The 14,893-nt window shown below is 66.8% G+C and carries 10 protein-coding genes; 4 read left to right on the top strand and 6 right to left on the bottom strand.

From position 1 onward, the window contains the following. Positions 1-25: 25 nt before the first annotated feature. On the bottom strand, positions 26-2,428 hold the full coding sequence (locus tag OO70_RS25610; RefSeq protein ID WP_043676044.1) for a DUF6049 family protein: 2,403 nt from the start codon (positions 2,426-2,428) through the stop codon (positions 26-28). Positions 2,429-2,685: 257 nt separating this feature from the next. Here OO70_RS25610 and OO70_RS25615 point away from each other — a divergent pair, with 257 nt between their 5' ends. Continuing rightward, positions 2,686-4,128, top strand: a complete 1,443-nt coding sequence (locus OO70_RS25615) for a CCA tRNA nucleotidyltransferase (RefSeq protein ID WP_043676048.1) — start codon at positions 2,686-2,688, stop codon at positions 4,126-4,128. A 96-nt stretch (positions 4,129-4,224) separates the two neighbouring features. Here OO70_RS25615 and OO70_RS25620 read toward each other — a convergent pair whose 3' ends face one another. The 4 genes from OO70_RS25620 to OO70_RS25635 form a co-directional block, all read right to left on the bottom strand. Beyond that, the gene (locus OO70_RS25620) at positions 4,225-4,800 is read right to left on the bottom strand and encodes an LppU/SCO3897 family protein (protein ID WP_043676051.1); all 576 of its coding nucleotides are present in this window, start codon (positions 4,798-4,800) and stop codon (positions 4,225-4,227) included. Between the two features lie 119 nt (positions 4,801-4,919). Beyond that, the gene (locus OO70_RS25625) at positions 4,920-6,197 is read right to left on the bottom strand and encodes an MFS transporter (RefSeq protein WP_043676054.1); all 1,278 of its coding nucleotides are present in this window, start codon (positions 6,195-6,197) and stop codon (positions 4,920-4,922) included. A gap of 78 nt (positions 6,198-6,275) precedes the next feature. Beyond that, entirely contained in the window at positions 6,276-7,358 is a 1,083-nt protein-coding gene (locus OO70_RS25630; RefSeq protein WP_019055136.1) for an inositol-3-phosphate synthase, read from the bottom strand. A 44-nt stretch (positions 7,359-7,402) separates the two neighbouring features. Next, positions 7,403-8,089 carry a PadR family transcriptional regulator gene (locus OO70_RS25635; protein WP_033285749.1) on the bottom strand — a complete coding sequence of 229 codons (687 nt, stop codon included), beginning with the start codon at positions 8,087-8,089 and terminating at the stop codon, positions 7,403-7,405. Positions 8,090-8,833: 744 nt separating this feature from the next. Here OO70_RS25635 and OO70_RS25640 point away from each other — a divergent pair. The 3 genes from OO70_RS25640 to OO70_RS25650 all read left to right on the top strand — a co-directional run bounded on the left by OO70_RS25640 (position 8,834) and on the right by OO70_RS25650 (position 13,749). After that, positions 8,834-11,080: a transglycosylase domain-containing protein gene (locus OO70_RS25640; RefSeq protein ID WP_043676058.1), complete on the top strand. Its 2,247-nt coding sequence runs from the start codon at positions 8,834-8,836 to the stop codon at positions 11,078-11,080. A 384-nt stretch (positions 11,081-11,464) separates the two neighbouring features. Continuing rightward, the gene (locus OO70_RS25645; RefSeq protein WP_158711514.1) at positions 11,465-11,899 is read left to right on the top strand and encodes a hypothetical protein; all 435 of its coding nucleotides are present in this window, start codon (positions 11,465-11,467) and stop codon (positions 11,897-11,899) included. A gap of 350 nt (positions 11,900-12,249) precedes the next feature. Next, on the top strand, positions 12,250-13,749 hold the full coding sequence (locus OO70_RS25650; protein ID WP_043676060.1) for a glycosyltransferase family 87 protein: 1,500 nt from the start codon (positions 12,250-12,252) through the stop codon (positions 13,747-13,749). Positions 13,750-13,830: 81 nt separating this feature from the next. On the opposite strand, the gene OO70_RS25655 is transcribed toward OO70_RS25650, so the two are convergent. After that, complete coding sequence (locus OO70_RS25655) at positions 13,831-14,862, bottom strand: alanine racemase (protein WP_043676063.1); 1,032 nt, start codon at positions 14,860-14,862, stop codon at positions 13,831-13,833. Between the last annotated feature and the right edge of the window lie 31 nt (positions 14,863-14,893).

The raw sequence follows: 14,893 nt of genomic DNA on the forward strand, positions 1-14,893 counted from the left end.
CCGGGCCCACCGGCCACGACATCGCTCAACGGTCCACTCTCTCACCCGTGCCGGACGGGTCGGCGCTTTCCGGTGCGGTGTCCGGTGTCGGGTCACTCGGGTGCTCCGGGTCGTCTGCCCGGGACGGAGTGCCGGACTCCTCCTTGAGACGGTCCTGGGGGCCCGCCGGGTTCTCCGGGCCGTCGGGTTCTTCGGCCGCTCCGTCGTCGGGCCCGTCGGGACCCTCCTGCTCGGCCTGGCGGGCGACGGCGCGCTTGCGGTGGGTGTACATCCGGAAGCCGGCGAGGACGAGCAGCAGGACGCCGCCGCCGATGACCAGCATCACCGTGGCGGTGACCTCGGTGACCTTCACGTCGAATCGGACGGCCTGCCCGTACTCCTGGCCGTCCTCCGTGTAGAGCTGGGCGAGCACTTCCACCTTGCCGTTGGCGTTGGCGGACGTGGTGAACTTCACCGACTGGCTGTGGCCGCCGTTGACCGTGACCGGCTGCTCCCAGTAGGCCTTGCCGCCGATCTTGAGTCGCGTCGGGCTCGTCGAGGTGAGACGCAGGACCAGGTGGTTGACGCCCTGCACCAGGTTGTTCTGCACGGTCACGGGGATCGTGGCGCTGCGGCCCGAGAGCTTGGTCTCGGACTTGTCGATCAGTTTGACCTGGTTGGTGAGGTCTTCGAGGTAATCCAGCACGCTCTGGCGGAAGTTCTCCGCCTCGCCTGCCCGGCCGCGCCACGACGTGGACATCTCGCGGTTGATGGCCCGCCCGAAGGGGGTCACCACCCGGGACTCGTCGCTGAGGATCACCCGGAAGTTGTCGAGCTTGTCCTGAGTGCTCGCGATTTCCTCGAAGGCCGACTTCGGCAGTTCCTGCTTGCGCAGCGAGGAGGGGTACGCGGACGACGACGGGACCTTCGTGGTGGCGCCCGGGTCCGGCTTGGCCTTGGCCGCCGCGGCGAGATCCTGCGACTCGAACCACGTGCTGCCCTGGAGGGTCGTCAGCGCCTCGGCCATCGTCTGGGCCTGGCTCGCGGTGGGCATCCGCTGCGGGGCGACGACGATGCTGCGCTGCTTGTCCGACTGCAGGTCGAGCGTCAGGCTCTGGGCGAGGAACTTCTGCTCGGCGAGCGTGGCGGCGCCAGCCTTCGCCAGGTCCCCCTCGAACGCCGTGGAGAGCCGTGCGTCCGCGACCACCGCCGTCGTGCCGCCGCCGATGGGGCGGGCCGCGGAGGGCGTGTACGGCAGACCGCCGGTCTCCTGGAGGCTGTCGCTGCGGGCGATCACCTTGTCGGCGCCGGCCGAGGTGGCGACCTTGATGATCGACGGGTCCACCGCACCGCTCACCGGCCACGCGAAGTCCGTGGTCGGCGTCACGTGGAGCACCGTCTCCACAGTGGTCGCGGCGACGTCCGTGGCGTCCTTGAGGTGACTCAGGGAGCCGGTGACGCTGGTGCCGTTGTGGGCGAGGGACGCCAGGTCGGGGTCGGCGAACGGGAGGGCGACGACCTCCTTGTCCGCCACCGCCGACTGCAGCTCGGCCAGCCACGCCTTGGCGACCGCCTGGTGGGTGCCCGTCGTCGTGGTGTCGCCGTCTCCCTGGATCTTGTAGCTACGGGTCATCGCGTCCACCGAGGCCAGCAGGTCCGGGTCGATCACCCAGGTGACGTCGAGATCCTTGCCCAGCGACAGCATCTGGTCGAGCCGACCGCCCGGGGCGATCTCCTTGGCGAGGTCGTCGTTGAGGAAGACCGGCGTCTGCTGCTCGTTGGAACCCGTCTGCGCCGTCATGTGGACGCCGGAGACGAGCGGCCAGAGATACGTCGTCTTCGTCTTCGTGTCCGCCTCGTCGGGCTGCCACGGCAGGAACGTCCGCTGGATGCCCAGCACCTGCTCCCACGGCTGCGCGGAGGTCTGGCCGGAGAGCGAGACACCGAGCGGATAGACGCCGTCGTCGCCGAGGTCCAGCTTGTCGACCGGTACGGAGAGTGTGAAGGGCTCGGCGACGCCCGGAGTGAGCTTGGCGAACTTCTCGGTGTACTTGTCGCCGATCTCTGAGCCGTCGACGCCCTGGACGTAGTCGGTGCGCTTGGCGACGGTGTCGATCGCCGAACGGGTGCTCAGTACCTGTCCCAGGCGCAGGCCCACGTGGGCGCCGGTGACCGCCTGCTTGCCGTTGTTCGTCACCGTCCCGGAGATGGTCAGCGTGTCCCCGTCCGTGGGGATGCTAGGGCTGAAGGTGTCCACGGAGACCGACACCGTCTGCGAGCCGGAGGCGGCCTGCGCGGACGTCTGCTCGACCGCACCCGCGGGCGCGGCGGCGGACAGCTGGAGGAGGCCGGCCAGCAGAGGCGCCCCGGCGAGCAGTGCGCCGGTGCGCCGCAGCCACCGGCGGGCAGGTGAGGGACTCGTCCCCTGGAAGTCTGCCGCCTCGGCCACGCGCTCGCCCGTCCTCGTCATCGTCAGTGGTCGTCGCAATGTGCGTCCACGCATGGTAACGATGCGCGCTGAGGGGAAGTGCCGCGGACTGCTCCACAAGATCGGAGAACAGCACCGGACCGTCCTGTATGTGCGCGTATAAAGGGGAGAACTCCTGTACGTCACAAGGGCAGTGTTTGCGCTGGTATCGGCGTACGTGTCCGTGCGTATTTAATGGAGGCGCTCGCGGTGGCCCGGGCCACGTACCCTTTTCTGTTGTGCCGAACGCCAACGAAGACAACCCCAGTGCCCTGAGCCAGGTGCAGCACCGCGCGGTGAGTGAACTGCTGCGGGTGGCTCCCGTCGCCGACGACCTCGCCCGCCGTTTCCAGGAGGCCGGGTTCTCCCTCGCCCTGGTCGGCGGCTCGGTCCGGGACGCGTTGCTCGCCCGGCTCGGCAATGACCTGGACTTCACGACGGACGCGCGGCCCGAGGACGTACTGAAGATCGTCCGCCCGTGGGCGGACGCCGTGTGGGAGGTCGGGATCGCCTTCGGCACGGTGGGCGCGCAGAAGGACGGCTACCTGATCGAGGTGACCACGTACCGCTCGGAGGCGTACGACCGGACCTCGCGCAAGCCCGAGGTGTCGTACGGCGACTCGATCGAGGAGGATCTCGTCCGGCGTGACTTCACCGTGAATGCGATGGCTGTCGCGCTCCCGGAGAAGGAGTTCATCGACCCGCACGGCGGCCTCGACGACCTCGCGGCCCGTGTGCTGAGGACCCCGGGCACCCCTGAGGCGTCCTTCTCGGACGATCCCCTGCGGATGATGCGGGCGGCACGGTTCGCCGCGCAGCTCGACTTCGAGGTCGCTCCCGAGGTCGTCACGGCGATGACGGAGATGTCCGGGCGGATCGAGATCGTCTCGGCCGAGCGGGTGCGGGACGAGCTGAACAAGCTGATCCTCTCCGCGAACCCACGCAAGGGACTGACCCTGTTGGTCGACACCGGACTCGCCGACCACGTTCTGCCCGAGCTTCCCGCCCTCCGTCTGGAGAGCGACGAGCACCACCGGCACAAGGACGTCTACGAACACACGCTGATCGTTCTGGAGCAGGCGATGGAACTGGAGGAGAACGGTCCCGACCTCACCCTCCGTCTGGCCGCACTGCTGCACGACATCGGCAAGCCGCGCACCCGCCGCTTCGAGAAGGACGGCCGGGTCTCCTTCCACCACCACGAGGTGGTCGGCGCGAAGATGACCAAGAAGCGCATGCTGGAGCTCAAGTACTCGAACGACCTCGTGAAGGACGTCTCACGTCTCGTCGAACTCCACCTGCGCTTCCACGGCTACGGCACCGGCGAGTGGACCGACTCGGCCGTCCGCCGGTACGTCCGTGACGCCGGCCCGCTCCTCGACCGCCTCCACAAGCTGACCCGCTCGGACTGCACTACACGGAACAAGCGCAGGGCCACCGCCCTGTCCCGTGCGTATGACGGCCTGGAAGACCGCATCGCCCAGCTGCAGGAGCAGGAGGAGCTGGACTCGATCCGTCCGGACCTCGACGGCAACCAGATCATGGAGATTCTGGGCATCACGCCAGGACCGGCGATCGGCCGGGCGTACAAGTTCCTGCTGGAACTGCGGCTGGAGAACGGGCCGATGGAGCATGACGCGGCCGTGGCCGCACTCAAGGAGTGGTGGGCCTCGGAGAGCTGAGGTCGCGGAACGGGGTCATGTTTCACGTGAAACATGACCCCGGACAGCATCAGGGGCGATGTTTCACGTGAAACATCGCCCCTCGCCACATCTGCCTTACTTCGAGTAGTCCTTCAGGCAGAGCAGGAAGTTACTGCCGTCGCCGCTCTCGGTGTACGAGTACTGGAAGTCCTTGGCGGCCGCCGAGCACTTGGCGTCGGCCTCCGCCTCGGCGTACTTGCCGCTGATCTTGGCCAGCACCACGTACTGGGCCTTCGAGTCGCTGCACTTCACGACCTCAAGGTCCGGGTTGGTGTCGCTGGTGCTGCCGCGGTGCATGCAGTCGCCGACCTTGGCGGTGTCGGCGTCGTCCTGGCTCGATATGTAGCTGAAGATGGCCGCACCGGCTGCGATCACGATGACGACGGCGAGCCGGATCATCTTGAAGCTGAACTTGCGCTTCGGCTGCGGCGGGACCGGAGGGTACGGAGCCGCGCCCTGGGGCGGGAAACCGGGCTGACCGGGCTGCTGCGGGTAGCCGCCCTGGGGCGGGTACGGAGCCTGGGGCTGAGGCGGGTAAGGCGCCTGCTGAGCCTGTGCCTGCGGCGGGTAGGGAGCCTGCGTCTGCGGCTGGCCGTAGGGCTGCTGGCCCTGCGCGTATGGGTTTGGGCTCTGAGGCGGCGGAGTAGTCACTTGGGGTCCCCCTGGAACTTGGGCGCATGACGCGGTAGGACACGCGACATGGTGCGAAGTAAGACGCACGTAAGCTACCGGCCCCCACTGACACCGCTGTGAGCCAGAGCGACTCCGTGTCAGTGATGTGACACTTTCCGGCGCTCAAAGTGGGCCATAGTCGCAGCAACTGTTCCGTAGACGACGGCCACCGTGATCACCAGCACCACGGAGCGGCCGTCAGGGGGAAGCATCAGTGCGGCCATCGCGGCCGCGCCGACGAAAGCGACGTTGAACAGCACGTCGTAGACGGAGAAGATCCGGCCGCGGAAGCCGTCGTCGACCGAGAACTGCACGATCGTGTCCGTGGCGATCTTCGCGCCCTGGGTGGTCAGGCCCAGGACGAAGGCCGCCGCCATCATCGGGGCGGTGGCGAAGGGGAGGCCGAGTGCCGGTTCCAGGACCGCGGCGCCCGCGGCGCACACGGCGATCCAGCGGCCGGGGCCGAGCCGTCCCGCGGCCCAGGGCGTCAGCACGGCCGCCACGAAGAAGCCGGCGCCGGAGACTCCCAACGCCAGCCCCAGCAGGCGCAGTCCGTCGTCCGGGGTCGACGACAGGGCGTACCGGCAGAGCATCAACAGCAGGACGGTCAGGGCGCCGTAGCAGAACCGCATCAGCGTCATCGCGCCGAGAGCCCAGACCGCCTCGCGGCGTTGCGGTGCGGCGAGATGCCGTACGGCTGCGGTCAGGTCCCGGGCGGTGCCGGCGAGGGCCGTGGCCAGTCGGGGTGGGGGCAACGCGTGGTCGGGGCCGAGGAGTTCGGGGGCCATGCGCAACGAGGTGAGGGCCGCACACAGGTACAGGGCGGCTCCCAGCAGCACCACGGCGGCGTCGGTGTCCGCGACCAGCAGCCGTACGAGGAAGGCGAGGCCGCCGCCCAGGGTCGCGGCCAGCGTTCCGGCCGTGGGGGAAAGGGAGTTGGCGACGACCAGGCGTTCGTCGTCGACCACGCGAGGCAGTGCGGCGGACAGGCCGGCGAGGACGAAGCGGTTGACGGCGGTGACGCACAGCGCGGAGACGTAGAAGAGCCAGTCCGGGACGTGACTCACCATCAGGACGGCCGTCAGCGCGGCCAGCAGGGCGCGCAGCAGGTTGCCGTAGAGGAAGACCTGGCGGCGGCGCCAGCGGTCCAGGAGGACGCCGGCGAAGGGGCCGATGAGGGAGTACGGGAGGAGGAGTACCGCCATCGCGGAGGCGATCGCGCCGGCCGAGGTCTGTTTCTCCGGGGAGAAGACGACGTAGGCGGCGAGTGCGACCTGGTAGACGCCGTCCGCGCCCTGGGAGAGCAGTCGTACGGCGAGCAGGCGCCGGAAGCCCTGGAAGCGCAGGAGGATGCGCAGGTCACGGACGACGGCCATGGGCACAGCCTCACATACGAGGAAGGTCCCCGGGCGGAATGCCTCAGGGACCCTCGACGACCGAACCGGTGGCGGGTCCTAGCGCTCGACCTCGCCCTTGATGAACTTCTCGACGTTGGCGTACGCCTCGTCGTCGAAGTACTGGACCGGCGGGGACTTCATGAAGTAGCTCGACGCGGAGAGGATCGGGCCGCCGATGCCGCGGTCCTTGGCGATCTTCGCGGCGCGCAGGGCGTCGATGATGACACCCGCGGAGTTCGGGGAGTCCCAGACCTCGAGCTTGTACTCCAGGTTCAGCGGGACGTCACCGAAGGCACGGCCCTCGAGGCGGACGTACGCCCACTTGCGGTCGTCGAGCCACTGGACGTAGTCCGACGGGCCGATGTGGACGTTCTTCTCGCCCAGATCGCGGTCCGGGATCTGCGAGGTGACGGCCTGCGTCTTCGAGATCTTCTTGGACTCGAGGCGGTCGCGCTCCAACATGTTCTTGAAGTCCATGTTGCCGCCGACATTGAGCTGCATCGTGCGCTCGAGACGGACACCGCGGTCCTCGAACAGCTTCGCCATCACACGGTGCGTGATGGTCGCGCCGACCTGCGACTTGATGTCGTCGCCGACGATCGGGACACCGGCCTCGGTGAACTTGTCCGCCCACTCCTTGGTGCCGGCGATGAAGACCGGGAGGGCGTTGACGAAGGCGACCTTGGCGTCGATGGCGCACTGGGCGTAGAACTTCGCCGCGTCCTCGGAACCGACGGGCAGGTAGCAGATCAGGACGTCGACCTGCTTGTCCTTGAGGATCTGGACCACGTCGACCGGAGTCTCGTCGGACTCCTCGATCGTCATGCGGTAGTACTTGCCCAGGCCGTCGAGGGTGTGACCGCGCTGGACCGTGACGCCCTTGTTCGGGACGTCGCAGATCTTGATGGTGTTGTTCTCACTGGCACCGATGGCGTCGGAGAGGTCGAGGCCGACCTTCTTCGCGTCGACGTCGAACGCGGCGACGAACTCGACGTCACCGACGTGGTACTCGCCGAACTGGACGTGCATCAGACCGGGCACCTTGGCCGCCGGATCGGCGTCCTTGTAGTACTCGACGCCCTGTACCAGTGAGGCGGCGCAGTTGCCCACGCCGACGATGGCTACGCGAACCGAACCCATTCCGGTTGCTCCCTGTGTGTGCGAGGTGAGGCCCTGACTGGACCTCATGTGGTGGTTTCGTCGGACGGATCCGGCCCGGGGGTGGCGCCCCCGAGCCGGGGCAGGCCGCCCGACTCCCCAGATGTGCTGTCCTGCTGAGCGGAGCCTCCGGAGGCGGGACCCTTCAGGTCCCGTCCGGCTCGCTCGCTCTCGATGAGCTCGTTCAGCCAGCGCACTTCGCGCTCCACGGACTCCATTCCGTGGCGCTGCAGCTCAAGCGTGTAGTCGTCGAGGCGCTCCCGGGTCCGCGCCAAGGAGGTACGCATCTTGTCGAGACGCTCCTCCAGCCGGCTGCGGCGACCCTCCAGTACGCGCATGCGTACGTCGCGTGACGTCTGCCCGAAGAAGGCGAAACGAGCGGCGAAATGTTCGTCCTCGTACGCGTCGGGCCCCGTCTGCGAGAGCAGCTCCTCGAAGTGCTCCTTACCTTCCGCCGTCAACCGGTAGACGATCTTGGCGCGACGTCCCGCGAGGGTGGCGGTAAGGGCGTCCTCGGGGGTGTTCCCCGTCTCCTCGATCAACCAGCCGTTGGCGACCAGCGTCTTGAGGCAGGGGTAAAGCGTCCCGTAGCTGAACGCACGGAACACACCCAGTGACGTGTTGAGTCGTTTGCGCAGCTCGTAGCCGTGCATCGGGGATTCGCGGAGCAGACCGAGGATGGCGAACTCGAGGATGCCGGAACGTCGGCTCATCGTCGCCTCCTTCCTGTCCGTGGTCCCGCCGTGACGGCCTTTATGCCGAGCTGATGTATCGACTCGATACATCCAGACGATAGAACGGCCTTCCGGATGCGACAAGTGGGGAGATGGTGACCGCCGTCACATCACTGATTCGTTGGAATCAAGTTGCCTGATTTGGGGTGAACTTCGGGGCTAAGCAGGTTTTGACGGTGCGTAGTCTGTGCGGCATGCACACCACCGGGAACCAAGTGACGCGTGGGGGCGTCATCTGCCCCGGTGCGGTACGGGTGAATGCAGAACCGACCACATCCGTACTTCGGGGGGACCGGAAACCAGCCGCCGTTTCCAGGCGCGCACGGATGCGCCTGCCCGAGGAGTAATCGTTCGATGAGCGAGCACCGTCGCAAACCGCCGCAGCCGCAGGGAGGCGGACGTGCCGCGGACCGACGCGGCCAGCCCGGACCGACCTCCGGCCGCCGCGCGGCACCGCGAGGCGCCACCACCGGGTCTCCCTCCGATTTGTATGGGTCGAACCCCGCTGATTCGGGGGGTGATGAGCAGCGCCAGTACGGCAGTCGTGCCGAAGCCCGTCGGGCCGCCCAGAGAGGCGGCGGCCGTCGCAGAGGGCCCGAGCCGGCCGGTCGTGGTCCGGGCGGTCCCAACGGACCCGGTCGGGGCAGAGGACGCGCTCCCGCCCCCGGCAAGAAGCGGTTCATCGACTATCCGCGCTTCGACAAGTACGGATGGCGCCGCTGGATGCCCTCCTGGAAACTTGTCTCCGGCCTGTGTCTGTTCTTCTTCGGCAGCCTCGTGGCCGCCGTCGGTGTCGGCTACGCGATGGTCGGCATCCCCAGCGAGAACACCGCGGCCAAGTCGCAGAACAACGTCTACTACTGGTCCAACGGTGACCAGATGGTCGCCACGGGCACCGGGGCGAACCGTCAGAACATCACCATCGACCAGATCCCCAAGGCCATGCAGTGGTCGGTGATCTCGGCCGAGAACAAGAGCTTCTACACGGACTCCGGCGTCGACCCCATGGGTATCGCCCGGGCCCTGGCCAACATGGCCAAGGGCGGCCAGACACAGGGTGGTTCGACGATCACCCAGCAGTTCGTCAAGAACACCTACCTGAGCCAGGAACAGACGGTCACCCGTAAGTTCAAGGAGATGTTCATCTCCATCAAGGTGGGCACGCAGCTCAGCAAGCAGCAGGTCCTGCAGGGCTACCTGAACACCTCGTACTACGGCCGCGGCGCCTACGGCATACAGGCCGCCGCGCAGACCTACTACGGAGTGGACGCGGTCAAGCTGACGCCGAGCCAGTGCGCCTTCCTGGCGGCCCTGTTGAAGGGTCCGACGTACTACGACCCGATCGGCGCCACGAACATCGATCCTGCGGCGACTGCCGCTGCCAACCGCAAGCGCTCCGAGGCTCGTTGGAGCTGGATCCTCGAGCAGATGCACAACGACAAGCACATCACGGACGCCGAGTACCAGACGGCCATCAAGAAGTACCCCATGCCCCAGGGGCTCAAGGCGACCAAGGGCATGACCGGCCAGATCAGCTACCTGGTGGACACGGCCAAGAAGTACGTCCTGAACCATTCGAACATCTCGCAGACCGAGTTCGACCAAGGCGGCTACCAGATCTACACGACCTTCCAGAAGGACAAGGTCAACGAACTGAGCGCGGCCGTGAAGAAGATCCAGAAGGATCGCATCGACCCGAAGAAGCGCAGCCTGGACAAGTACGTCCAGTTCGGCGCGGCGTCGGTGGTGCCCAACGACGGAGCGATCGTCGCCCTTTACGGCGGCGACGGCTACGAGAACGGCCACTTCACCAACAACGCCGACACCTCGGGTGTCCCCGTGGGTTCGACCTGGAAGCCGTTCGTGCTCGCCGCGGCCATGGAGTATGGCACGTACAAGACCGACGGCGTCGGTATCTCGCCGCTCAGCAAGTACAACGGCGACGACCATCTCAAGGTCAGAAACCAGGACGGCTCGAACGTCCTGAACAAGGACGGCTCGATCTTTTACCAGAACAACGAGAGCGATCACGCCTGGGGTTACATCTCCCTGCGCAAGGCGATGGAGCAGTCCATCAACACGCCGTTCGTGCAGCTGGGGATGGATGTGGGACTCACGCGCGTACGCGATGTTGCTCAGGCTTCCGGCATTCTGAGCCAGACCATGAAGCAAGGTCTGAACCCGTCGTTCGCCATCGGTACCGCCACGCCCAGCGCGATCCGGATGGCCGATGCCTACGCGACGTTCGCCGCCTCGGGCAAGCAGGCGGATCCGTACTCGGTGACCTCCATCAAGCACGATGGAGAGGCGGTGTCTGGCTTCACCAAGCCGACGGTCAAGCAGGCGATGCCTGAGAACGTGGCGAACAACGTCACGGACACTCTGGAGAACGTCATCCAGAACGGTACGGCGGAGAACGCGAAGGCTCTGGGCCGTGCAGCGGCAGGCAAGACCGGTACCACCGACAGCAACAAGTCGGCCTGGTTCGTCGGTTACACCCAGCAGCTCTCGACGTCGATCGCGATGTTCAGGGAGAACCCCAAGGACGCCGAGCTGCTCTCCATGAACGGCACGGCAGGGGTTGCCTCCATCCACGGTGGTGACATCCCGACGTCGATCTGGACCGAGTACATGGAGTCCGCCCTGAAGGGCAAGTCCGACCCGGGCTTCCCGGACGCGACCAAGATCGACAAGGTGTCTAACGAAGACGGCGCTCCGTCTCCCACTCCGTCGGCCATAGTGACGCCGAGCGAGACACCCAGCGATACCCCGAGCGCAACGCCCAGCGAGACGCCGAGCGCGACACCTTCGCCGACCGATTCCTGCCAGTTCAGTTTCCAGTGCAGCGACGACGGTGGCACCGACGGAGGTACGACGTCCTCGCCAACGGTTTCGGCCACTGCTACGGAAACCGCCGGCAGCACTAGAGGCAATGACAATGGGGGCATCTTCGGAGGTGCAGCCGGTTAGCCGTCATATCGCCCGTGAAGGGTGTTTCACGTGGAACATGGGCCGTCGCATCCACCAGGTGCGGCGGCCCTCGGCGTACACCTAGTTGCGTCCGGCAAAAACTTCTTGCCGTGAGAAGGGGGGCGCGACTGGCGACCTGGTCGGTCTCGTTCCTCTTCCAGGTTTCTGCCGCCCTTACGGCATTTATGAGGTTCTGGGTTGGCTATTGGCGTTAACCCGTTTCGATGTGTGGTGATCATCACTTATCGGAACGTTCTGGAGGGTTGCCCTGTGGATTCTGTGTGTATTAAATGGAATCTGTGTGACCTGGCCTACGGATAGCTTGGTCGGAAAAATGTTGGAGCGTGAGAGCTTGATGCGCTCCTCTGGGGAATGGGGGATGTCATGGGCATGAAAAACGGACGGAAGATGCTCTCTTTGGCCTTGGCAGGGGCCGCGACGACAGTCGTACTGTCGGCCACTCCCGCCTCGGCGGCGTCGTACACCATGCTGTGCTCGGTCACTGGTGCGTCGGGGGCCATGACGGTCAATGGTTGGGGCAGCGGCGTCACGGACCTTCCGCTCATTCTGGCTCTGACCGACACCAAGGCGGATGGCCACCATGTGCAAATTCGGGTAGTCGGCAAGAATGAGGGCGGTGCGTTGATCACGTGGCCGTGGCACTCGAACTACGACGGCAACGGAACAGAAAAGGTCTGGAACAGCACGGCCAGCTATTCCCAGGGCATCTATGACATTGGGGTTCAGATCGGGGTCTATGAGGGTGATAACCTTGTGGGTTCCACCTGCACCGACTGGCTCCGCTCCGACGAGAGCTGAGCCGACCTGGGGTGCCGGAAGTAATTGAGTTTCGTTATTTCCGGCACCCGAGATTGGCAGTGGCGGGCCCGTTTGTCGTAGCTGATGGCGAGAGCCTTGGTGTGCCTGGGCCTGTATGAAGTGGCGTTCGACGGCCGTGCGACGTGGGCAGGCGGTCTGGTAAAGGATCTCGCCTCGCCGAATGCGTCCGCTGGTCTGGTCGATGCCCTCGGTGATCGCGGTCTGGGTGGCCATGATTGCTTCAGGTGCGGTCGGCGGGCGGTGCTGTCCAGCTGGATGACGGCGAACAGCGGGAGCCGTATTCGGCCGCCCTCGGCGTACACCTAGGTGCGTACGGCAGGATGTCCCCCATGCCCAGTGCAGAACTGACGCCCACGAGCGTGCACGAGCCGGATCCGGTACGGCCGACCAGGGACGACGAGGTCGCCGCCGCCGGTAGTGAACTGATCGGTGGCCCCATCGGCCGACGCGCTCTCCTCGGGACATCCTGGTGGACTCCCGTACGGGTCGTCGCGCTGGTGGCGATCGGCATCTTCGCCCTCGGGCTGGTCCAGAAGGCGCCCTGCTACAACAGCGGTTGGTTCTTCGGTGCCAGCTCGCAGTACACGCACGCGTGCTACTCGGACATCCCGCACCTCTATCAGGGGCGCGGCTTCGCCGACGGACTCGTGCCGTACTTCGACAAGCTCCCCGGCGACATGCAGTACCTCGAATACCCGGTGCTGACCGGTGTGTTCATGGAGGTGGCCGCCTGGCTCACGCCGGGCAGCGGCAGCATCCAGCACCAGGAACAGTGGTACTGGATGGTCAACGCCGGGATGCTGATGGTGTGCGCGGCCATCATCGTCGTCTGCGTCAGCCGTACGCACGCCCGCCGCCCCTGGGACGGCCTGCTGGTCGCCCTGGCGCCCGCCTTCGCGCTGACCGCCACCATCAACTGGGACCTGCTGGCGGTCGCTCTGACGGCCGCGGCGATGCTGATGTGGTCTCGGGGCCGTTCCCTCGCGTTCGGCGTCCTGTTGGGCCTTGCCACGGCCGCCAAGCTGTATCCCGTCTTCCTGCTCGGCGCCTTGTTCCTGCTGTGCTGGCGCGCGGGCAAGTGGCGGGACTTCGGGAAGGCGCTCGGCGGAACCGTCGTCGCCTGGCTGGCGGTGAACCTGCCGGTGATGCTCTTCGCCTTCGACGGTTGGTCGAAGTTCTACACGTTCAGCCAGGAACGGGGCGTCGACTTCGGGTCGTTCTGGCTGATCCTGGCCCAGAACTCGAGCGACCCGCTCAGCACCGACACCGTCAACACGTTCGCCACACTGCTGATGCTGCTGTGCTGCGGAGGTATCGCGGCGCTCACGATGACCGCTCCGCGCCGGCCGCGCTTCGCCCAACTGGTCTTCCTGATCGTCGCGGCGTTCATCGTGACCAACAAGGTCTACTCGCCGCAGTACGTGCTGTGGCTGGTCCCCCTGGCCGTGCTGGCTCGGCCGAAGTGGCGGGACTTCCTGATCTGGCAGGCGTGCGAGGTGGCGTACTTCCTGGGGATCTGGATGTACCTCGCGTACACGACCAGCGGAGACGCCCACAAGGGCCTGCCGACCGACGGCTACCACTGGGCCATCGGCCTGCACCTGCTGGGCACGCTCTACCTGTGCGCCGTGATCGTGCGGGACATCCTCATGCCGGAGCGGGACGTGGTGCGCCTGGCGGGCGACGACGACCCCTCGGGCGGGGTGCTCGACCGGGCGGAGGACGTGTACGTGTTCGGGGCCGCCGCCCGCCCGGGGCGGCACGCGGCTCCCTTCGACGGACCGCAGGTGGAGTGGGGCAGCGAGGGACCGGCGGACCGTTCGCTCTGAGCGAACAGGGCGTGGAAAGACCACGTGAAAGGCCGTACACGGAAGGGTCCGTGTACGGCCTTTCAGCTGTTCCGGAGGTGCTCAGCGGTCCACGATGCGGTCGAACTGCGTGGTGGTGTGCCGCAGATGGGCCACCAGCTCCTCGCCGACCTTCGGCTCGGCCGCTTCCGCCGGCACGAACAGGATCGAGACCTGCATGTGCGGGGGCTCGGCGAACCAGCGCTGCTTGCCGTCCCAGACGAACGGAGAGAGATTCCGGTTGACCGTGGCGAGGCCGGCGCGGGCGACGCCCTTGGCGCGCGGCATGACGCCGTGCAGCGCCTTGGGGGCCTCCAGGCCCACCCCGTGCGACGTACCGCCCGCCACGACCACCAGATAGCCGTCCGAGGCCGCCTTCTGCTGCCGGTAGCCGAAGCGGTCGCCCTTGGAGACCCGGGTGACGTCCAGGACCGCCCCGCGGTACTCGGTGGCCTCGTGGTCCCCCAGCCACAGCCGGGTGCCGATACGGGCGCGGAAGCGGGTCTGCGGGAACTGCTGCTGCAGCCGGGCGAGTTCCTCGGCCTTGAGGTGGCTGACGAACATCGTGTGCAACGGCAGCCGGGCGGCGCGCAGCCGGTCCATCCAGCCGATGACCTCCTCGACGGCGTCCGAGCCGTCGGTACGGTCCAGCGGGAGGTGGATGGCGAAGCCCTCCAGGCGGACGTTCTCTATGGCGGAGTGCAACTGCGGCAGTTCCTGCTCGCTGACGCCGTGCCGCTTCATCGAGGACATCACCTCGATGACCACACGGGCGCCCACGAGGCCGTACACACCGTCGATGGACGACACCGAGCGGATCACCCGGTCCGGCAGCGGAACGGGCTCCTCGCCGCGGCGGTACGGCGTCAGCACCAGCAGGTCACCGCCGAACCAGTCCTTGATCCGGGCGGCCTCGTACGTCGTGCCGACGGCGAGGACGTCCGCGCCCAGACGCGTCGCCTCCTCCGCCAGCCGCTCGTGCCCGAAGCCGTAGCCGTTGCCCTTGCAGACAGGGACGAGCCCGGGGAACTGCTCGGCGACGTGCTTGTGATGCGCCCGCCAGCGCGCGGTGTCGACGTAGAGCGTGAGCGCCATGGCCGGACCTGGAACCTTTCGGGTGGCTGCG

Origin of the sequence: Streptomyces xylophagus (genome assembly GCF_000716435.1) — a bacterium.
Lineage (GTDB): Bacteria > Actinomycetota > Actinomycetes > Streptomycetales > Streptomycetaceae > Streptomyces > Streptomyces xylophagus.

Coding starts and splice junctions, on each gene's coding strand:
- OO70_RS25625 (WP_043676054.1), bottom strand. CDS start 6,197: ATGGCCGTCGTCCGTGACCTGCGCATCCTCCTGCGCTTCCAGGGCTTC.
- OO70_RS25630 (WP_019055136.1), bottom strand. CDS start 7,358: ATGGGTTCGGTTCGCGTAGCCATCGTCGGCGTGGGCAACTGCGCCGCC.
- OO70_RS25635 (WP_033285749.1), bottom strand. CDS start 8,089: ATGAGCCGACGTTCCGGCATCCTCGAGTTCGCCATCCTCGGTCTGCTC.
- OO70_RS25640 (WP_043676058.1), top strand. CDS start 8,834: ATGCCCTCCTGGAAACTTGTCTCCGGCCTGTGTCTGTTCTTCTTCGGC.
- OO70_RS25645 (WP_158711514.1), top strand. CDS start 11,465: ATGGGCATGAAAAACGGACGGAAGATGCTCTCTTTGGCCTTGGCAGGG.
- OO70_RS25650 (WP_043676060.1), top strand. CDS start 12,250: ATGCCCAGTGCAGAACTGACGCCCACGAGCGTGCACGAGCCGGATCCG.
- OO70_RS25655 (WP_043676063.1), bottom strand. CDS start 14,862: ATGGCGCTCACGCTCTACGTCGACACCGCGCGCTGGCGGGCGCATCAC.